Raw genomic sequence first — 19639 nt, 5'->3', positions numbered from 1 at the left:
GACGATCAGTTCACGTGAACGATGACGGGCGCGCCGGCGGAGCGATGGCCATCCGACGCGTGAAGGGTCAAGACGTAGTCGCCGGCGACGCTGAACGAAGCCTGCGTGCTCGCGGCCTCGGGGTTCGCGAAGGTGACGAGCCCCGGCCCACGCGCCTTCCAACGAAACGTGAGCGCGTCGCCGTCAGGGTCGACGGCGCTTCCGCTGAGCGTGATGCCTGCGAGGGGGGCGTCGAGCGATTGGCCCGGCTTCGCGCCGGTGCTGACGCGGGGAAGGTGATTCGTCACGACCGGCGTGTAGCGCCAGATGACGCCGGGGCTGGCGGCGCCACCGCCCACGAGCACCGAGGCGCCATCCGCTGCCAACGCGTTCAGCTCGGGCACGAACGGCGCGTTCTTTTTCGTCCACGTGATGCCGTCGTCGGAACCGTAGAGCTCCGCGGGCAACGAGCCGCCGAGGTTGTTGTTGATGGGCATGGCGAGAAAGTTGTGGCCCTCGGTCGTCAGGACCAGTTCGCGCAAGACCGTCGACATGCTCGCGGTGCCGACCATGGCCCACGGAGAGAAGCCGACGTTCGAGGCCGCGATGGTTCCGTCGCTCGCGACGCGCATGAGGAAGTTCCCGTCGGACTTTCCCTGCGTGCCGATGAGCGGCTCGCCGTCTTTGTTGAAGGCGATGAGAAAGCCGTTCTGGCCCGGCTCGAGCGCGAGGTTCGACGAGCCGCCCTGATCGATCATCGACCAGCTCGCGCCGCGATCGGTCGAGCGCCACCATTGGTCGCCCTCCGTGCCCGCAAAAAGCTCACCTGACGCGCCGTGACTCGCGAGGCCGTAGACGGCCTTGACGCTCGGCGAAGGACCCGATGGCGGCGTGTGCGTGGCGTTGGGGATTGGAAATGCGTTCGTCCACGTGGAGCCGTTGTCGAGCGAGCGCATGATGTCGTTACGGAACGGCCAGCTCGACAGGAGCGCGCCGTCGACGTCGTGGCGGATGGCCGGCGGAAAGTAGCCGCCGAGGTTGATCGGATGACTCACCGTCGCCGTCACCCAAGCGTTCTGCTTCGCGTCAAAGCGAGCCATCAACGTCTTGCTGGTTCCCGAACCGGGTGGCGCCATCCCCACGACGGGCTCTCCGAGCGCGTTCAAGGCCAGCGTCGTGACCGTCGTGTAGGGCGGGTCGTTGGCCACGTTGGGCGCGCCCAATTTGGCGAAGGTCGCGCCGCCATCGACGGAGCGATAGACGCCCACGCCGTAGAGGGCGGCGTAGAGAATGCCGGTTGGGTCGACGGCAATCGCGCGGACGCGCGCGACGGGCAATCCCTGCGCAGGGAGCTTGGACCATCCCGTGGGAAAGGACGCGTCGGCGACTGTGTTTGCGTCGGTCGAAGCGTTCGCATCGGTCAGAGGGGTCGGAGGGGTCGCGTCGGTCGGCGCCTTCGCATCGGTGGGCGAGGTCGCGTCGGCGGGCGCCTTCGCGTCGGTCGCATCGGCTGCAGCGCTGGCGTCCGTGCTGGCGCTCGCGTCGGTGGCCGCGTCGGCGTCGGCGTCCGTGCCGGTGGCGTCGGCGCCTGCATCGTCCGGCGCGCTCGTGCTGGCGTCGTTCGCGGTCGAGGCTTCGGCGCCTCGCGCGTCGATGTCGCTCGTCGCGTCGTTGCTGGCCGTGGCGGCATCGCGCGCCGCCGTGCTCTCGGACTCGGCGACAGGCGACGAGTCGGCGGTCTCGCCAGCCGGAGGCTCCGCGGCGTGCCCAGCGCACGACACCATGAATCCGACGCCAACGATGCCCCGCCACCTCATTGCTCGGCTGCTCCCGGCGAAGGGTCAGCACGGAGCGCGCCACGGCCGCCACGCCCGCGCGCGCGCGCAACGCCGCGATTGTTCACGAAGCCGCGCCGGGGCCACGTCGCATCGCTTGCGAGCGCCTCGCAACAAGTTGCAAGGCACACATGGCAAGCGCCTTTGCCCGGCCCATCGACCACGGTTGTCGAGGTCGCGGTCGCGGTCGTGGTCGTGGTCGAGGTCGAGGTCGAGGTCGAGGTCGGGGTCGGGGTCGGGGTCGGGGTCGGGGTCGGGGGTCGGGGTCGGGGTCGAGGGTCGAGGTCGAGGTCGAGGTCGAGGTCGAGGTCGGGGTCGAGGTCGAGGTCGAGGTCGAGGTCGAGGTCGAGGTCGAGGTCGAGGTCGTTCGCGAACCGGTACAGTCTAAGGAGATAGGTAACAGAGCAGTCCAAGGAGATAGGTGACACTCCGGCATGCGAACAACGGCAGAAGGTGCCGTGGTTTGGAAAGCGAAGAGTGTCTTGGAACAACGAAATTCACTGGTGCTTCGCTACCGCGCGGGGGAGCGAATGACGGAGCTGAGTCGGGAGTACGGCGTGAGCCGGAAGACCGGCTACAAGTACGTCGAGCGCTACGAAGCTTGGGGGCGATGCCGGGCTCGTGGACCTGTCGCAACGGCCCAAGCAGACGCCGACGGCGCTGGCGGAACAGTTCGTGAGCCTCATCGTCGACGCGCGGCGGCGACATCCGACGTGGGGTCCGAAGAAGCTCAGGGTGCTTCTGATATCGGAGCACCCCGGCGTAGAGCTGCCGAGCCGAACAACGATTGCCAACGTGCTTCGTCGCCAACAGCTGACAGTGCCGCGACGTCGTCGCGGGCGGGTGGCGGCTTATCGCGCGCCGCTGACGGACGCGAAGGGCCCCAACGAGCTGTGGTGCATGGACTTCAAAGGGCAGTTTGAGCTCGGAGACGGGACGGTCTGCTACCCGTTTACGGTCACCGACGCTTTCAGCCGGTACGTGCTCGTGTGCGAGGCCTTCGACGGGACGGCCGGCAAGGGCGTGCGAGCGGCACTCGAGCACATCTTCAGGGAAAAAGGCCTGCCGCGAGCTATTCGAAGCGACAACGGCGAGCCCTTCGTTTCGCCGCGTGCGCTCTTTGGATTGAGTCGACTCGGAGCGTGGCTCGCGCGACTCGGGATCCTCCACGAGCGAATCGAGCCTGGGTGTCCGCAGCAGAACGGACGCCACGAACGGATGCATCGCACGTTGAAAGCAGAAACGACACGTCCTGCGGCTCGGACGCTGCTCGGCCAACAGGAACGCTTTGACGCCTGGCGCTCGTGCTTCAACGAACAGCGGCCCCACGAGGCGCTTGGCGACCGAACCCCAGCCAGCGCGTACGAGCCTTCGCCGCGCGTCTGGAAGGGCGAGGTGCCGAAGCCCAGTTACCCCCTGCGACATGACTCGACCCGTTTGGAAGGGAGGCATTGTCGCGATCGATCGGCGTCGGCGCTTCAGCCTGACGGCGTCGCTCGTCGACGAGCAGGTCGGACTTCGAGAGGTTGAGGACGGGAAGTGGCTGGTGAGCTTCGTAGCCCGTGACCTCGGTCACTACGACGAAAGAGAAAGGCGATTCATCCCCTCAGTCGCCACAGAAGAAATAGGGAAAGAATCAGCGATAGCCGCAGAGTAGAAAATCCATCCGCCGAAAGTGTCACCCATCTCCATGGACTGTCACCTATCTCCTTGACCGCTCAGGTCGAGGTCGTTCGCGAACCGGCGCCAGACCAAATAGGACCCCAGCGATGGGGCCCAGTGATTTAGGCTGCGGCGAGCATGTGGGCGACCGTTCGCTTGATGGCGCTGGCCTTGGCCGTGATGGGCGCTTCTTGCGCGCCGCGTGCCAAAGCCGATCCCATCAAGTCGTCGCCCTACTCGTTCGACCTGACCGTGCAAGGCGTCGACATCCCCGACGAGGGCCTCGAGGTGGTCTTCGACGAAGAGGTCTTGGGTCGCGTGAAGAAGAATGCGCCTTCGCTGCGCGTCACGTTGCCCGCCGACACCTACCTCGTCGACCACCCGGGACGTCTCCGCGTGCGCGTCGACGGCACCTGCGGAAAACAAGAGATGCTCCTCCGCATCCCCTTTTCCGACCGAGCAGACGAGACCCAAGCGGTGCGTCTCGCCACGGGCCGACCCACCCCCTTCGAGGTGGAGCATCCGACGGTTGCCCGCGTGTTCTTCGACAACGAGGGCGCTGGCGCCACGGTGTTGGCGGTCGGCGCGCGCGCCGTTTCCGTGGCGGCTGGTGAGCGTGGCTCCACGACCTTCTTCATCGGCGTGTGTGGCACCGCGCGCGACATGTTCATCGCCGCGACGAAGGTGGGCGAGCTCCCGTCGCCGGAGATGCTCTCCAAAGGCGGAGGCGCGGCGACGCTCGTCGACCTCGCCGGTGGCCGCTGCTACCGGTACCGAACTCACACCTACGGCAGCGACGGCCTCGAGAAGACTCCGCCCAAAGGCGGCGCCAGCGCGAAGGCCGACCCCAAGGCGAACGCGAAGATGGACCCGAAGGCTGCCGCCAAGGCGCCCGGCAAGGCCGACGGAAAGCCGTCTGGCAAGACAGATGGCAAGACAGACGGCAAGACAGACGGCAAGACGGCCGACCCCGCCAGCAGCGACGCCATCGCCAAAGACGCACTCCTCCGCGGTCAGCGCTTCTACGTCGTGGGCGCCATCGACGATTTTCTCTCGCCGTCGCCCAAAGAGCTGGCGGTGCACGACGACCCGCGGTTCCTGACGCGCACCGAGCTCCTTCGATGCGACGGCAAGCCGCTCACGTCGGCCGTGACGCCGCCGCCAACGCCCGCGCCAACACCGCCGATCGCCAAGCCCGTCGCGAAGGCGCCGCCGCGCCCCGCGCCGCCCAAGCCGCCGAAGAAGAAGTAGTCGAGCGTGGCGCTTCGAGAATGGCGCGGCATGAACTAGAATTTGCGCGCAATCATGGGCGCCTACCCTCTCGAGCCGCTGGTGACCGTTCGCGAGGAGGCCGTCGACGAAGCGCTCCGCGAATTGGCCGAGCGCGTGCGCGCGCGCGAGGAGGCCGAGCACGAGCTCGCCTCCGCCCGCGCCGCCGAAGAGGCCGCGGCGCAAGGCGCGGGCGCCGTGGAAGCGCGCGAGGCGTTGGCCCTCGAGAGCGGCGTGCTCAAGGCTGGCGATCTCGCGCAGCGCGGCGCCTTTCAACGCGGGGCCGAGGCGCGCGCGGCGCGCCTCCGGGCTGCCACGGAGGCTGCCGCGACGCTCGTCGACGCGCGACGCGGCAGCGAAGCCGAGGCGCGCGAACGCGTTGCGCTGCGCAAGGCCGAAGCCGAGGCGGTGGCTCGCGATCGAGAGCGCTTCACGAAGCGCGAGGCCCACAAGGCCGCCTCCCGCGAGGAAGAGGCTGCCGAGGAAGCGTGGCGCGTGGAACCTGCGAGGCGCCCACCGTGATGGCGGGGGCAAGGCTCACGTTGGCAGCGGTCGTGCTGTCGGTCGCGTCGTGCGGCGGCGGCCTCAGTCACGCGCCGCCCCGTCGCCCGAAGCCGATGGAGGCGCCGCCGTCGGTCGCCGTCGTTGAGGTCGCGCCCGGCGTCACCTTGCCCGAGGTCGCGTCGATGAACGACGACGCGCGGCTCGTCGGCTTGCGCGAGAAGGAGCGCTCCAAAGACTTCGAAGGTGCCGCACGACTCTTGAGCGACGCGCGCGGTCGCGCAGCGCCTTCGCCCGAAGCGAGCTGCGCTTGGGCCTACGCCGAGGGGCGCTTCGCCGCGCTCGCGGGAAACCATCCCGCGGCGCAGAAGGCCTACGATGCGGTGGTTCAGGCGAGCGAGGCGCAGAGTTCCGGCTGCGGTCTCGCTGCGTACGCGCGCCTTCGTGCGGCGCAAGCGGCGGCGCGCTCGGGCCAATGGGACGCGGTCATCGCCTACGCGAAGGCGATCCCTGAAGACTTCCTCTTGTCGAGCGAGCGGGCCGTCGCGGAAGGCGAGGCTTACTTCGCCAAGGGCGATCGCGCCGCCGGCGCTGCGCTCTTGCGAAGATGCTGGCGAAAGAACCCATGGGACCGCGCTGGGTCGATTCGTCGGCCAAGGTGGCCGGCGCCCTCGTCGACGGCCTGCTCGGTGAGCCACGAGAAGGCGCGCGCGAAGCCTACGAGCTCGCGACGCGCATCCTCGTCTCGGCTCCGAAGTTTGCCGACGTGCACAACGCGTCGCAGCTCCGCGCGCGCGCTGCCGAACTCTTGAAGGACCCCGCCCTGCCGGCGCCGCTCAAGCCCGACGAGCGCGCCAAAGAGGTCCAGGGTTGGCTTGATTCCGGCGACGCGCCCCGCGCCGCCAAGGAAGCGGAGGCCGCGTTCCGCGAGGCGAAGGCGCCGCCGTGCAAGCTCGCCATCGTGCGCGCGCAAGCGCTCGCGAAGACCAAGCAGCCCTCCGACCTGGCCTGGGGCGACGCCATCACCCTTTGCGACACGGAGCCGGAGCTGGCGACGGCCCTCTACGGCGGCGGCAAGGCGAGCTCGTCGAAGAAGCCCGACGAGGCGCGCGCGCGCTTCCAGAAGCTCGAAGAGCGATTCCCGAAGAACCGGCTGGCCGACGACGCGCGGCTCTTGGGGGCCATCTTGAGTCGCGACGCCGGCGACGACGCGAAGTTCTCGCAGATGTTGCTGACAATGCCCGACGACTACCCGGAAGGCGACATGCGCGCCGAGGCGCTCTTTCGCGTGGCCCTCGAGCGCATGCGCAAGGGCGACTACGCGGGCGCGCTCGTGCCGCTCGAGCGCACGCTCTCGTTGGGGCTGCCGGCGCGCCACACGGCCGTGGCCCGGGCGTCGTATTTCTTGGGGCGCGTCGCCGAAGAGGCCGGTGAGCGCGAGACCGCCAAGAAGCGCTACGAGCGCGTCATCACCGACTTCCCGCTCACGTTTCCCATGCTCCTCGCGTATCGACGCCTCGCGGAGCAACAAGGTGGAAGAGCCGCCGAGCGCGCCTTTGAGGCGGCGCAAGAGCTTGGCGGCGACGCGCCGCGGCCCGCGGCTCCTTCCCTCGATCCGAGCGGCGTCTCGCGCGCGGCGCGCCTCATGGAGGTTGGTGAGATCGACGCGGCCAAGCGCGAGCTCGCGCGCGCGGGCCTCAAGGAAGGTGGCGAGCTGTCGGCGGCCTTCGGCCGGCTCTTCTCCAAGGTCGGCGCCTTCGACGTCGGCGTCGCGCTCGCGCGAAAGACCGATCTCTTGGCGCACTATCCGAACGGCCGATGGCGCGCGGCGTGGGAGGCCACGTACCCGCGGGCCTTCGACGACCTCGTCCGCGCCGAGGCGAAGAAGAATGGCATCCCCGTGAGCCTCGCCTTCGGCATCATGCGCGAGGAGTCGATGTTCGTGGTCGACGCGAAGAGCGTGGCCAACGCCTTCGGTCTCATGCAGCTCATCCTTCCGACGGCGAAGCTCGTCGCGCAGGGAACGGGCTTGCCCTTCGACGAAACGGGCCTCAAGCGCGCTGACGTGAACGTCGCGCTCGGCACGAGGCTCTTGGGCCAGCTCCGCGGCAGCCTCGGCGAAGCGCGCGCCTTCGCGCCGTCGGCGTACAACGCTGGCGCCGGCGCCGTGGGGCGCTGGCGGAATGAGCGCCGCGGCGAGAGCTTCGATCTGTTCGTCGAGGCGATCCCCTACGAGGAGACGCGGAACTACCAAAAGCGCGTCCTCCAAAGCCAGGCGGCCTACGCGTTCCTCTACGATCGCGGCGAGCTGCGCGAACTCTTCGAGCTGCCGCTGAGGGCCCCTTGACGACGCTCTTCATCGTGCCGTCGGAGCGGCACGTGGAAGCCGCTGGCCTTCGCGGCGAGCGCGCCGAGACGCGCACGCGGTTCGCCGCGCGGCTCGTTCGGGCCCTCGCTCCCGAGGCGCGCTTCGCTTCGCCCGAGATCACGCGGCTCGCGCTCACCGAGTCGCTCAAGGCGACGCTCTGGGAGGATGCGCTGCTCGGTCCTCTCGTGCGCGCCGGCGGCGCTGCGTACTTGCGCACGGTGGAGCTCGTCGACGCGGCCATCGGCGACGTAAGGCGGCTGGCGCTCTCGGCGGCGGCGCTCGAGCGCGCCGAAAGCGCCGCCGGTCGCGGGCCCGAAGGGCTTCGTGCGGCGACGTTGCGACGGGCCATCGTCGCGCTCGACCGGACGCTCGAATCGCGCGGGCTCGTCGATGGGCGCTCCGAAGGGCAGGTGCTCCGCGACGTGCTCAAGCGCTCGAGCGCGGCCGAGGTGCTCGTCGCCACGAAGGCGCAGCGCGTGACGGCGCGGGCCGTCGCCTTGTGGGATCCGGCCGACGTCGCGTGGTGGAACGCGCTCGGCGTCCGGCTCAAAGAGGCCGGCGGCGGCGCCATCGTCGAGCTGCCGACCTTCGAGCAAAAGGGCCTCGACGCCGATCGTGAGCGCGATCCGCTCGAAGCTCTGATGGACGAGCTCATGAAGGAGCTCGCCGACGCCCCCGTGGCCACGCCCATTCGCGCCACCCTGGGCGACTTCGTGGGAGGGGCGCCGCACGACCTTGAACGCCTCTCCGTCGTTTTCAGCAGCGACGCCGTTGCCATGGCGCGCGCCGTCGTCGCTCGGGTGCTCCGAGCCATCGGCGACGGCGCGCCCGTCGATCGCGTCGCCGTGGCCATCGCGCGCGTCGACGAAGCGTTGCTCGTGCCGCTGCGGGCCGCGTTCCTCGAGGCCAACGTCCCCATCTTCGAGCCGCGCGGCGCGCCTGCCGCCACAGCGGGCATCGTGGCCACGGCGCTCTTCGCGCACGAGCTCGGGGCCAAGGGCCTTCCCCGGCTCGACGTGGCGCTCCTCCTCCGCTCGCGGTACGTCGACGCCGTCAAGATCACAGGCGTCACCGACCGGCGCGAAGCGAAGCGCATCGTGCTCGCCCTCGCCGACGCTCTCGAGGGCGCTCCTTCGGCGAACGCGCCCGACGCGGGACGCGCCCTCGAAGAGACCGTTGTGTCAAAGGCCGGCGAGGCGCTTCGGCCCTTCGCGCGCCGCGTCGCCGAGACGCTCATGGCCATCGAAGACGCCAAGACCCGCGGCGGTCACGCGCGCGCGGCCCGCAGCCTTTGGGACGCGCTCGGCTTTCCGGCCCGCGTGAGCCTCGACGCGCGCGCGACGCTCGGCAGCGATGCTGTGGCGACGGGGCTCGCACGCGCCGAGCTCTTGGCGCTCTCGCGCGACGCGCACGGGTGGCGTGTCCTTGGCGACGCGGTGGACGCGTATTTGGCCGCGACGAGCGCGCTCGGGCTCGGCGCTTCGCCGGCCACCAGTGAGATCTTCCGTCACGAGCTGACGCGCGTCCTCGAGGCCGGCGCGCCGCCGCCCGCAGCAGGGCGCCTCTTCGCTGTGCGCATTGTTCGCCTCCACGAGATCGCCGGCGAGCCGCTCTCCCACTTGTTCATCCTCGGCGCCAACGACGGCGCGTTGCCGAAGGCCGAGCCGGCGGGGCCGCTCTTCACGGAGGCGCTCCAGGAGCGACTTGGCGCGCGCGGACCGAGCTCGTCGTCGTCACGCGCCCGCGAGCTGGCGCAGCTCGCGATGGCCGCAGCCCACGCCGAGAGCGTGACCTTGTTCTTGCGAGAGACGGGGGATGAAGGCGAGGCGCTCGGTCCGTCCACGGTGGTCTCGGCGCTCCTCCGCGCGGGCGTGCCGCGTGAACGAGCCGGCGCCGGCGTGCTCTTCGGCAGTCCCTTGAGCGCGCGAGAGGCGGCGCTCGCGGCGACGTACCGGGAGCCCGAACGCGCTCGCCCGGCGGATCTTCGGCGCGCCACGACGGAGCGCATTCGCGAGCGGCATCATGGGCAGGCGGCGACGGCGCCCGGCGCGGCACCGGCGTGCGGCGATCTGGTCGTCACGCCGTGGCTGTCGGAGCTCGTCGCGAGCGAAATGGGGACGGCCGCGCGCCCGCTGCCCGTGACGGCCCTCGAGGCCTTTGCGCGGTGTCCCTTCCAGGGTTATGCGCAGCACCTGCTCGGCGCGCGCGACGTGAAGATCATCGGCGAGACGCCCGACGCGCGCGAAGCGGGGACCTTGGTGCACGAGGCGCTCGCGGCGGCGATGCTCGCCGTGGCTCCGCTCTTGTCGCGGGTGCCCGTCGACAAAGACGCGGCGCGCGCGTTGGCCATGGAAGCGGCCGATCGGGTCCTCTGGAGCGGGTCCGAGTCGACGCTTCGTCACCTGGCCATCGACCTCGCCCGCGAACGCGTTGTGCGTGTCGTCGACTGGAGCCTCGAGGACGAGTCGTGGATTTTCGAGTTCGCCGAGCAGTCGTTCGGTGACGCGCGGGCCGGCGAAGGCGCGTGGCCGGCGCTCGCCATCCCCGAAGCGCAAACGGTCCTTCGCGGCGCCGTCGACCGCGTCGATGTTTCACGGAGCACGGCACCGCGTCGCCTTCGCGTGATCGACTACAAGTCGAGCAGCAGCGCCGTCAAGGAGGCGCGCCGCGAGCTGGGCGCCACGATGTTGCAGGTGCCGCTCTATGCCCTCGCGGCCCAGAGGGCCCTGGGGCACGCGCACCCGAGCGGCCTCTACGTGCCCGTCGCCGAGCTGGACCCGAACTTCGGTGAGGACGCGAAGTTCGCCAAGCAGTGGCAAGAGCTCTTCGAGGGCGACGCGACGCCCCTCAAGGAGCGCGTGCGCGAGATCGCCGACGGCGCGCGCGCTGGGCGGTTCGCGCCCGCGCCGGAGCGGCCGGCCTTCTGCGATCGCTGCAGCTTCGACGGCGTGTGCCGCAAGCCGCGGTTCGTCGCCGACGAAGACGAAGAGTGGGCGGGGTCGTGAGCGACGACACGCACGACAAGCTCTTCGCCTTCGAGGGAAACTTCGTGGTCGCTGCGAGCGCCGGCACCGGCAAGACGTACACGCTCGTCGGCGTCTTGGTGCACATCCTGCTCGGGGCGTCGGCGCTCGGCGCGGGGCCCAGCGGTCGCGGCATCGATCCAAGCCGCGTCGTTGCGACGACGTTCTCGCGAAAGGCCGCCGCCGAGATCCGCGAGCGCCTCACGGCAGCCTTGGAGGGCCTGACGGCGAGCGGCGAGGGCGCGTACCGGAGCGCCTTGCTTCGAGCCTTCGAGGCGCATGGCGCCGTCGTGACGCCGCGCGAGCTTGAGAAGCGGGCGCGTGCGGCTCTCGAGCGCCTGTCGCGCGCGCGCATCGGGACGCTCCATAGCTTCGCGCAGGGCCTCGTGCGCGAGCGCGCGCTCGAGCTATCCATCGCGCCGGGCTTCGAGTTGCTCTCGGAAGACGAGGCAGCGCTCCAAGCGGAGGAGACGACGGCGAGCGTCGTCGCGGCCTTCGCGCGTGAGGACCGAGAGGCCGCGCGCGCGCTGGTTCGCGTGGCCGGTGGCGTCGACCGTCTCACCGAAGACGTGGTTCGCATCGTGGAACGCCTCATCGAAGACGGCGTGCGCGGCGAGACACTCGCGGCGCCGGCCGACGACGCCAGCGAGATCGAGCGCCTCGTGGAGGAGGTCGTGGCGAGCGCGGTGCCCATGCGCGAGCACAAGAGGCACGGCCCCGCGGCCTCGGCGCTCGTCGACGTGTGGCGTCGCCGCGACGAAGGTCGTCTCGAGGAGGCGCTGGTTGAGGCGCTCGTCATTCGAAAGGACAAGGAGCCGACGCTCGCCGATTTCGTCGACATGCGCGACTCGCTGCCCGGCACGTCGCACGAAGACAAGGCGCGAAGGCTCTATCTTGCGTACCGCGATCGCGCGGCCTTCGCGCCCGTGGCAAAGGCGGCGCGCGAGCTCGTGCTGCGCAGCCATCGCGAACTCTTGCGCGTGCGGCGGCAGAGCTCGCGGCTCGCCTTCGGCGACGTCCTCGCGTCGGCGCGCGATCTCTTGCTCGACCGCCCCGACGTCGCCCAAGAGATCGGCGCGAGCCTCGACGCGCTCCTCGTCGACGAGTTCCAAGACACGTCGCGGGTGCAATGCGAGCTGGTGAAGCTCCTCTGGGAGAAGGAGCCGCTTCGTCGCAAGGCGGGGCACGTGCCCTCGGCCGACGCGCTCCGGCCTCGCGGCCTCCTGGTGGTCGGCGATCGAAAGCAGTCGATCTACGGCTTCCGCGGCGCCGACGTCTCGGTCTTCACGGAGTTCTGCGTCTCGCTCGCCGGGTGGCGCGCGCGAGAGAACCTCCGCGTCCAGTCGACGGCGCTAGAGCTGTCGGTCTCGCCCGTCGCCAAGTTCGTCGCGCTGCGTGAGAACTGGCGGAGCGCGCCGGAGATCCTCGCGTTCGCGAACGCGTTTTCGGCGAGGCACCTCGTGGCGGCCACCGACGCGCTCTTCGAGATCGACTACTCGCCGGAGATCGAAGATCTGGCGGTCCCGGCGGCGCGCGCGAACAAGGCGGAGGCCACGAGCGTCGCGGCCAACGACACGGCTCCTGACAAGGCCAACGGCATCGGCGGCCGCGAGCCGCGCGTCACGTGGCTCCGGCCCCACGCGCCCGGCTCGTCGAAACGTTTTGACGAGGCCCGCGCCATCGCTGGCGAGATCGCGAGGCGTGTAGCCGCGCCGCCCCCGATCGAGGGCAAGCCCCTTCGCTTTCGCGACTGCGCTGTGCTCGCGCTGACCAACCAGATGCTCGACACGATGGCGTTCGCGCTGTCGCGCGCCGAGATTCCGTACGTCGTCGCGGGCCGCGGCTTCTTCTCGGCGCGCGAGGTGCGCGACGTGGTGGCGCTCCTCGCGCTGCTCGTTCGGAGCCACGATCGGCTCGCCTGGGCGACGGTCCTAAGGAGCCCGTGGCTCGGCGCCAGCGACGAGACGCTCTTGGCGCTCACCGAACCGCACCGCGGCCTCGTGGTGCCGGCCCGCGATCTCGGCGCCATGCCGCGGGCGACGAACCTCGAGGAGAGCGAGCGCGCGCGCCTCACGGAGATCTTGCCGGCCATCGAGCGCCTGCGCCGCAACGTCGATCGCGTGCCGGCGGCGACGCTGCTCCGCGAGGCGATGCGCGCGCTGCGCCTCGAGGAGGCGCTCGTGCTGTTGCCGCGGGGCGCTCAGCGCGTCTCCAACGTTCACAAGCTCGTGGCCATGGCCGATCGCACGCCGAGCGCGCGCGCGCTGCTCCGCAAGTGGGAGCGCGCCATCGAGCGCGAGTCGCAGGAGACCGACGCAGCGACCTTCTCCGACGAGGACGACGCGGTGCGGCTCCTGACGATCCACGCGAGCAAGGGCCTCTCGTTTCCCGTGGTGTTCGTCACGCAGGTCGGCGCCGATCGCGCGTCGCGAGCGCCGGGGAGCCTCATGCTCGTGCCCGGCGAGCGTGACGCACTGGCTCGCGTCGCCGTTCGCCACGTCGACCACCACGGCAAGAAGATCGATCCGCCGAGCGTGCGCGCCGGCAAGGAGGCGATGAAGCGTCGCGAGCTGGCCGAGCGACGGCGCCTCAACTACGTGGCGCTCACGCGCGCCGAGGACGAAATGATCCTCGTCGGCAAGCGCAAGACCACGAGCGGCGACGCCGCGTTGGCCACCCCGTCGGCCACGCTGTCGGAGATGGAGCGCGAGCCCAGCCTTCGGGTCGTCGACGAGACCGAGGACCAGAAGGCCTCGCCGGCGCCGATCCTCACGAGCCGCGCCGTCACCGAGGGGCCACCTTGTGACGTGACCGCCGTTCGGTCGGCCTCGCAAGTCGTGGCCGTGACGCCGCTCGTGGACTTCAAACACTGCGCGCGCCGCTTTCAGCTCATGCATCTGCTCGAAGTGCCCGAGGAGTTGCCCGTCGCGCTGCGTGCACGCGAGGCGACCGACGAGGCGAGCCCGGCGATGTCGCCCCGTGAGGAGGGCACGCTCCTGCACCTCGCGCTCGAGCACGCGCCAAAGCTGGCCTTCGGCGCCGCCGACGCGGAGGCGCAGGTGGCCGAGTTGCTTCAGTCGCGCGCCGTGGAAGCGCCCGACGCGCAACGCCGCGTGGCCGCGCGGGCGGCGCGCTTCTTGATGAGCGAGTACGCGCGGCGCGTGACGGCGCTGGGGGCGTCGATTCATCGCGAGGTGCCTTTCGTGCTCGAGCTGGGCGCGGGTGTCCGGGAGAAGAACGGCGAGCGCGCCGGTCACGGCGCGGACGATGCGCGCGGCACCGTGGGCCTCCGCGGCGCCATCGACTTGGTCGTCGATTGGCCCAACGGCGAGGTCGACGTCCTCGACTACAAGCGCGCGCGCGGGCCATCGCCGGAGCCCTACGCGCTGCAGCTCGACGTCTACGCGCTCGCCACCTCGCGCTGGCTGAAGCGCCCGGTCACGCGGACAGGGATCGTCTTTCTGGGCAGCGGCAAGGCCTCGGAGCCGGTCTTTCGCAAGGCACCCAGGCCTGCGGAGCTCGAGGCGATGCTCCTAGGGCTCGTCGAACGGCTTCGCGAGAGCCGCTGGAGCGGAGCGTTTCTGCGGGAGCCCTTGACGACGTGCTCGCGCATCCGTTGTGGCTACGTGGGGCTTTGCCACCCGAAGACGCCGCTCGTGCAGCTCGGCCTCTTCGGCGGCGGCTGACGGCGCTCGCTACCGCATGAGGCCCGCCTCGAGCATCGATACGAAGCCACCGCGCGAAACCACCACGTGATCCACGAGGGGCACATCGACGGTGCGCGCGGCGGCGCTCACGGTCTCGGTGAAGCGGATGTCGGCGGCGCTGGGCGTGGCGTCGCCGCTCGGGTGATTGTGGACCAGGATGAAGGCGCTCGCGGCCGTGCGGAGCGCCGCGCGCAGAGGCTCGGCGGGCGAGATGGAGAGCGAGTGGAGGCCGCCTTGCGCGACGCGGCGGTCGGCGCGGAGCGCGCTCTGCCCGTCGAGCGAGAGGACCCAGAGCTCTTCGTGCTCAAGGGCGAGCAGCGGCGTCGCCCACGCGAAGACGGCGCGCGCGTCGGGCAAGAGCGGCGCGCTTCGTTGGGCGAGCTCCCGCGCCGCGCGAAGCCCGAGCTCCACGGTCGCTTGCAAGCGTCGCCGCATGCGCGGTGAGAGCGCCTCATCGCCACCGTCGACGGCGAAGCGCGCGAGCGTTCCCTCCATGGCCAGCGTGCGGAGGCGGCGCGGCAGGAGGTCGACGCGACCGTCGGAGCGCAGGGAGAGCGCGAGCAACTCGAGCGTCGAGCCGTCGCGGGGAGGGGGAGGCGTAGGCGGACGGGAAGGCGGAGGGCGCATGCAGCATGGCGGTGCAGTGCCCGTGCCGAGCAGCGCGCGCGCGCTTTTTCGAAGCGATCGCGCTGCAGCGCCCGTCCATGGACACGCGCGGACGGCCAGCGGCCGCCCTCAATCGTAGACGTCGCAGGTGATCTCGGCGGCAGGGAACGCCTGCGTCACGGCGCACGCGGCCTCGAGGGTCGCTTCGTTGAGCACGACGTGTTGGCTACCGGCGTTGCCGACGGCGAAGCAGCTTCGCTGGCCCACCTCCACGCTGCAGGCAAACGCGGGCGGCACGGCGGGGCCGCCGGCCGTCCCGGGCAGCGTGAACCCGAAGCGATCGCAGAAGGCGCCGGGCTTCATGCACGCGCTCATGGCGAGGCCCGCGCCCTTGATGCGAGACCAGTCGCAGGGGCCCGCGTCGAAGGGCGCGCCGCCGTCGCAGACGCCGGGGCTCGAGGGCGTCGTGGCGGGCACCGTTGGAGTGCTCGTTCCAGTAGGTCCGTTGCCGTTGCCGCTCGTCGTCGTGCTCGCGTCGGTCTTGTTGCTGGTCGCGCCGGGCGCTGTGGCCGCCGCGCCCGCGTCGTTGGTCGCAGATTCGGGAGCGGTCTGGCCGCACGCGGCCGCGGCCATCATGAGGCAGGCGAAGCAGAGTTGTGCGCGCATGGGTGGAGCTATAGTCAGCGCCCGCAGCGCGTCGCCCTCAAAAAGGAGTCTCCCCGGCCATCGGCGAGATAGGCCGGTCCCATCGCGGGAAAAGTTCAGCCTCGGCGGCGACAACGTTGGGTGGCGCGTGAACCGTGACCTCTGCACCACACTGTCGAGGGGGGCACTGACGCAGCCGCCATGGTTAGCAGCTCGTTCGCCGCCGAAACCGGGGGCGGCAGCGCGCGGCACGGCTGCTGCACAAGGACCCTCGCCGTTGCGCCGCTTCTGGGAGTCGTGACGCACACCGAAAGGGGAGTCCATGAAGACGCTTCGCTTGTCGTCGGCGCTGTTCGCCGTCGTGCTCACCGTTGGCTTGTCCTCCGAGGCCCGCGCTGGCGTGCCCGAGTGCGGCAACCTCCGGCTCGAAGAAGCCGGCAACTGCGAGCTTCGCGGAAGCGTGCAGTGTGAAGGCAGTTGCTCGAAGCTCGGCATCTACAAGAAGGCCTGCGCCACCAAGCTCCAGCGTGTCTGTCACCAAGACTGCAAGCTCCTCGCGCAGCCAACCTGCACCGACTCGTGCACGGGCACATGCAAGTCGCGCTGTGACCGCGGCGAGAACATCACCTGCACACACAACTGTTACGGCGAATGCAAAGGCAGCTGCAACGTCGCCTGCGGCGGCAAGCCCGACGTCGCGCGATGCCTCGCGTCGTGCGAGGCCACCTGCGACGGCGAGTGCGACACCAAGTGCGCGCCGGTTGTCGACGCGCCTTGCTACACGCACTGCATCGAGTGTTGCGGCGGCTCGTGCACGGCGCAGGCCAACATGGACTGCCAGACGACCTGCCAAGACAAGGAGTTCGAGACGTGCGAGCACGAGCTCGAGGTCGACTGCAAAGGCTCGTGCTCCGCGAAGGGCGCCATCTTCTGCGGCGGTGAGTTCGTTCTCGCGGGCGACCAAGTGCCGGCGTGCGTGTCCGCGCTGGCGGCTCGCGGCATCGCCACCGCCGACTTGCGCGTGAGCGTGAGCCTCGGCACGTCGAGTTTGCCCACGGCCGGCGGAGCGAAAGGCGGCGGCTGCTCGTTGTCTGGCGGCGGTGGCGAGGTTGGCGTTCTCGCGCTCGCGTTGGCGACGTTCGCGGGCGCTGTCCGACGCCGCCGGCGCGAAGCCGCGAAGCGAGCCGACAACTTCAACCCATGAACGTGCTCTCGAGGGCCCCGAGCTTTCGGAGCGCCTCGTACAGCGTGATGCTCACGGCGTTGGCCAAGTTGAGCGAGCGGACGGCGCCGAGCGTGGAAATGGCGAGGACGCGATCGGGGTAGCGCGCGAGCAGCTCCTCCGGGAGCCCGACGCTCTCACGGCCGAAGATCAAGGCGTCGCCCGGCGCGAAGTCCGCCTCCAAGTAGCTCCGCTTCGCCGTGGCGCTCAAGAAATGAAGCTTCGGCCGAGGCGCGATCTCGCCTCCACCGCCCGTGCCTCCGCCTCCCATGAACGCGTGCTCGAAGTGCGGAAAGTCGACGTGTTGCTGCAGGTCGACGAGGTGCCAATAGTCGACGCCGGCGCGCCGCACCGCGTGCTCGTCGATGCGAAAGCCCAAGGTGCCGACGAGGTGGAGGCGCGTGGCCGTCGCGGCGCAAAGGCGCGCGATGTTGCCGGTGTTCGGCGGAATCTCCGGCTCCACGAGGACCACGTGGAGGCCCGTGGGCAAGGGGTCGGCACGGAGACGCGGCGTCTGATTCGTGGAGCGCGGCACGGCGCGCAGCATAACCGGGCGCGGCGCGCGTCGTCGCGCCGTCAGACGGGGTCGCGAGACGCGTCGTGGTAACGTCAACGCGTGGGGGCGGAGGTAGGGCCGGTGGCGAGTGCGGTGCCGGCGTCGGTCCAGGCATTTCGCGTCGCGTTTCGCGAGCGTGAAGTCGGCCCGCGGTACTCCGGCTGGGGTCACTTCGCGTTCACCACGAGCGTGGCCCTCGCCGCCGTCTTGTTGGCGGTGAGCCGCGTCTGCGCACCCACTCTGGCAGAGGCGCTCGTCGTGCCGGCGTCCTTTGTTTTCGCCAACCTCGTCGAATACCTCGGCCATCGCGGTCCGATGCACCACCGGACGCGGGGCCTCACGCTCCTCTTCGAGCGGCACACGCGCCAGCACCACCAGTTTTTCACGCGCGACGCCATGAGCTTCGAGTCGTCGCGCGACTTCAAGATGGTGCTCTTTCCGCCCGTCTTGGTCGTCTTTTTCCTGGGAGGCATCGCCGCTCCCATCGCGGGCGTGCTCTTTTGGGTCGCCTCCGCGAACGCGGCTTGGCTCTTCGTCGCCGTCGCGATGGGCTACTTCCTCACCTACGAGTGGCTCCACTTCGCGTACCACACGGAGCCCGAGCGCGGCGTCGGCCGCCTCGCCGCGGTGCGCGCGCTAAGGCGGCATCACGCCATGCACCACGACAAGGCGCTGATGGGCCACTACAACTTCAACATCACGTTCCCCATCGCCGACGCCCTCTTCGGAACGACGTGGCGCGGCGCGCCGGAGCAGCGCGCGCCGTCGCCGCCAGCGCCCGGCGAGGACTGAGCCGAGCCGGGGCCAGGATCAGCCTCACTTCACGCAGACGCCGGCCGTGAAGGATCCGCGGACGTTGCTGCCTTCGCCGTCGAGCTCGAGGCCGCCGCGTACCTCATCGCCGGCGGTCGTCGAGAAATTGTCGAAGCGGAGGCGTCCGCCGGTGCCCGCGATCGTTTGGACCGTCGCCGGATCGATCCCAATTTGAAAGGTCGCGCGGTGCTCGTCGCCGTAGACGATCTTCGTTTCGCCGGGGCCCGTCTCGAGGAGCACGACGTGAACGGAGAGCGAGTCGGTGGGCGGCAATGGGCCCTTCACGACGCCGCAGACGGAGTCGTATTCGCGCAGCGAGAGAACCCTCTTGGTCGGCTCGACGCGCAGCGACGCCGAACGAATCGTGAAGGTTCGGCCCCGCACGGTTCCACCGATGGGCGCGCTCGAGATCGGCGCCAGCGTGCCGTCGCCGGCGCCTTCGCGCGTTGACGTGGGGACCGACGAGGAGGTCCCGCACGAGAGCAAGAGAACGAAGAGCGCCGCGTGCCTCACCGGGGAAGCATAGCGGGCGCCTTGCCGCCACGCTTGCCCGACCTGCCAGAGAACAGGGCCCGCGGCGTTCAGCGATAAAAGAAGCGCAAGGCTGCGGGGAGGCGTCGCCGCCAGGAGCGCTCGGTGTGCGCGCCCTTGGCGTCGATCTTCGTGAGGAGCTTGTCGGGGCCATAGCCACGGGTGCGCAGGTGTCCCGTCATGGCTTCCACGAAGGGAGCGCTGCCTCGCTCGTGGGCGCCGGCGTCGAGGTAGACCTGCGAGGTCCACGGGGTCGATTGTGCTGCGACGAAGTCGAGGATCTTGCCGCGGCCGAGCCAGAACGACGGCGACATGGCGAGCGCGCCGCCGACAGCTTCGGGAAAGCGGAAGTGCGCATACACGGCCGCGAGGCCGCCCAGCGACGAGCCCGCGACGAGCACACCGGCGGGCCCCGGCGTCACATGGAAGCGGTTGCGAAGGGTCGGCAGCCCGTGTGAGATCACAGAAGCCAGGAAGGCGTCGGCGCGGCCGTGGCCGCCCCCTCGGTCGAAAGGCGCGAGCTCGTCGATGCGGCCGCCGCCGCCGTGATCGATGGCCACGACAATGGGGCGCGAGCGCTTCTTTCCAAGCCGGTCGATGGCGCGATGGGCGCGCCATCCGCCGGCAAAGGAGCCGTGATCGTCAAAGACGTTCTGGCCGTCGAACATCACGAGCAACGGGAAGGGGCGCGAGCCGTCGTAGGCCGCCGGCAGGTAGACGCGGGCGCGCCGCTCGTGGCTGCCGACGCGGAGCGTGAGCGTCTCGAGCTTGCCGGCTTTGCGGGCTAGGCCAGGCCGGGCAGCCCGGCCAGCGCGGCTAGGCGTGCCCGCCCCGCTAGAAGGAACCGCGCGCTTGGTGCCCATGAGTGAGAGACCATAGGCACGAATGGCGTTGCCGAAAAGGGGCCGGCGACGTCCCGCGA

15 protein-coding genes are annotated in these 19639 nt (G+C 70.2%); 8 read left to right on the top strand and 7 right to left on the bottom strand.

The window, feature by feature from the left end; translation table 11 throughout:
- Positions 1 to 5: 5 nt before the first annotated feature.
- Both IPG50_12785 and IPG50_12780 read right to left on the bottom strand, forming a co-directional pair.
- On the bottom strand, positions 6 to 1796 hold the full coding sequence (locus IPG50_12785; protein MBK6693059.1) for a hypothetical protein: 1791 nt from the start codon (positions 1794 to 1796) through the stop codon (positions 6 to 8).
- Positions 1793 to 2242 (bottom strand): hypothetical protein, encoded by a 450-nt coding sequence (locus tag IPG50_12780; protein MBK6693058.1) that lies wholly within the window; start codon positions 2240 to 2242, stop codon positions 1793 to 1795. The genes IPG50_12785 and IPG50_12780 overlap by 4 nt, the downstream gene beginning before the upstream one ends.
- A 193-nt stretch (positions 2243 to 2435) precedes the next feature.
- Between IPG50_12780 and IPG50_12775 the strand changes: the two genes are divergently transcribed.
- The 6 genes from IPG50_12775 (at position 2436) to IPG50_12750 (ending at position 14323) form a co-directional block, all read left to right on the top strand.
- Positions 2436 to 3344 (top strand): transposase family protein, encoded by a 909-nt coding sequence (locus IPG50_12775; GenBank protein ID MBK6693057.1) that lies wholly within the window; start codon positions 2436 to 2438, stop codon positions 3342 to 3344.
- A 270-nt stretch (positions 3345 to 3614) separates the two neighbouring features.
- Positions 3615 to 4727, top strand: a complete 1113-nt coding sequence (locus IPG50_12770; GenBank protein MBK6693056.1) for a hypothetical protein — start codon at positions 3615 to 3617, stop codon at positions 4725 to 4727.
- A gap of 54 nt (positions 4728 to 4781) precedes the next feature.
- On the top strand, positions 4782 to 5267 hold the full coding sequence (locus IPG50_12765) for a hypothetical protein (GenBank protein ID MBK6693055.1): 486 nt from the start codon (positions 4782 to 4784) through the stop codon (positions 5265 to 5267).
- A gap of 604 nt (positions 5268 to 5871) precedes the next feature.
- Positions 5872 to 7593 (top strand): transglycosylase SLT domain-containing protein, encoded by a 1722-nt coding sequence (locus tag IPG50_12760; protein MBK6693054.1) that lies wholly within the window; start codon positions 5872 to 5874, stop codon positions 7591 to 7593.
- Positions 7590 to 10619: a PD-(D/E)XK nuclease family protein gene (locus IPG50_12755; protein ID MBK6693053.1), complete on the top strand. Its 3030-nt coding sequence runs from the start codon at positions 7590 to 7592 to the stop codon at positions 10617 to 10619. The genes IPG50_12760 and IPG50_12755 overlap by 4 nt, the downstream gene beginning before the upstream one ends.
- Positions 10616 to 14323 carry a UvrD-helicase domain-containing protein gene (locus tag IPG50_12750; GenBank protein ID MBK6693052.1) on the top strand — a complete coding sequence of 1236 codons (3708 nt, stop codon included), beginning with the start codon at positions 10616 to 10618 and terminating at the stop codon, positions 14321 to 14323. Before IPG50_12755 ends, IPG50_12750 begins: the two co-directional genes overlap by 4 nt.
- A 9-nt stretch (positions 14324 to 14332) precedes the next feature.
- Here IPG50_12750 and IPG50_12745 read toward each other — a convergent pair whose 3' ends face one another.
- A complete protein-coding gene (locus tag IPG50_12745; protein ID MBK6693051.1) occupies positions 14333 to 14908 on the bottom strand; it encodes a JAB domain-containing protein in 576 nt (191 codons plus the stop codon).
- Positions 14909 to 15079: 171 nt separating this feature from the next.
- A complete protein-coding gene (locus IPG50_12740; GenBank protein MBK6693050.1) occupies positions 15080 to 15616 on the bottom strand; it encodes a hypothetical protein in 537 nt (178 codons plus the stop codon).
- Between the two features lie 301 nt (positions 15617 to 15917).
- Between IPG50_12740 and IPG50_12735 the strand changes: the two genes are divergently transcribed.
- A complete protein-coding gene (locus tag IPG50_12735) occupies positions 15918 to 16799 on the top strand; it encodes a hypothetical protein (protein MBK6693049.1) in 882 nt (293 codons plus the stop codon).
- Here IPG50_12735 and IPG50_12730 read toward each other — a convergent pair.
- Positions 16789 to 17364: a tRNA (cytidine(34)-2'-O)-methyltransferase gene (locus tag IPG50_12730; protein ID MBK6693048.1), complete on the bottom strand. Its 576-nt coding sequence runs from the start codon at positions 17362 to 17364 to the stop codon at positions 16789 to 16791. The genes IPG50_12735 and IPG50_12730 overlap by 11 nt on opposite strands.
- Before the next feature lie 90 nt (positions 17365 to 17454).
- On the opposite strand from IPG50_12730, the gene IPG50_12725 reads away from it, so the two are divergent.
- On the top strand, positions 17455 to 18165 hold the full coding sequence (locus IPG50_12725) for a sterol desaturase family protein (protein ID MBK6693047.1): 711 nt from the start codon (positions 17455 to 17457) through the stop codon (positions 18163 to 18165).
- A gap of 24 nt (positions 18166 to 18189) precedes the next feature.
- Here the strand turns inward: IPG50_12725 and IPG50_12720 are convergent, their stop codons facing one another.
- Together IPG50_12720 and IPG50_12715 are read right to left on the bottom strand one after the other, a co-directional pair.
- Positions 18190 to 18699, bottom strand: coding sequence for a hypothetical protein (locus IPG50_12720; protein MBK6693046.1), 510 nt, complete (start codon positions 18697 to 18699; stop codon positions 18190 to 18192).
- 68 nt (positions 18700 to 18767) lie between these two features.
- Positions 18768 to 19580 (bottom strand): alpha/beta hydrolase, encoded by an 813-nt coding sequence (locus tag IPG50_12715; GenBank protein MBK6693045.1) that lies wholly within the window; start codon positions 19578 to 19580, stop codon positions 18768 to 18770.
- Positions 19581 to 19639 lie beyond the last annotated feature (59 nt).

The organism is Myxococcales bacterium (assembly GCA_016703425.1).
GTDB lineage: Bacteria > Myxococcota_A > Polyangia > Polyangiales > Polyangiaceae > JADJCA01.
The sequence above is the reverse complement of the archived record's forward strand: the minus strand, read 5'-3'. Positions and strand labels throughout refer to the sequence as shown.

Excerpts from the sequence above, each read along its gene's own strand:
- IPG50_12785 (MBK6693059.1), bottom strand. The coding sequence starts at position 1,796 with ATGAGGTGGCGGGGCATCGTTGGCGTCGGATTCATGGTGTCGTGCGCT.
- IPG50_12770 (MBK6693056.1), top strand. The coding sequence starts at position 3,615 with ATGTGGGCGACCGTTCGCTTGATGGCGCTGGCCTTGGCCGTGATGGGC.
- IPG50_12765 (MBK6693055.1), top strand. The coding sequence starts at position 4,782 with ATGGGCGCCTACCCTCTCGAGCCGCTGGTGACCGTTCGCGAGGAGGCC.
- IPG50_12760 (MBK6693054.1), top strand. The coding sequence starts at position 5,872 with ATGGGACCGCGCTGGGTCGATTCGTCGGCCAAGGTGGCCGGCGCCCTC.
- IPG50_12740 (MBK6693050.1), bottom strand. The coding sequence starts at position 15,616 with ATGCGCGCACAACTCTGCTTCGCCTGCCTCATGATGGCCGCGGCCGCG.
- IPG50_12735 (MBK6693049.1), top strand. The coding sequence starts at position 15,918 with ATGAAGACGCTTCGCTTGTCGTCGGCGCTGTTCGCCGTCGTGCTCACC.
- IPG50_12730 (MBK6693048.1), bottom strand. The coding sequence starts at position 17,364 with ATGCTGCGCGCCGTGCCGCGCTCCACGAATCAGACGCCGCGTCTCCGT.
- IPG50_12715 (MBK6693045.1), bottom strand. The coding sequence starts at position 19,580 with ATGGGCACCAAGCGCGCGGTTCCTTCTAGCGGGGCGGGCACGCCTAGC.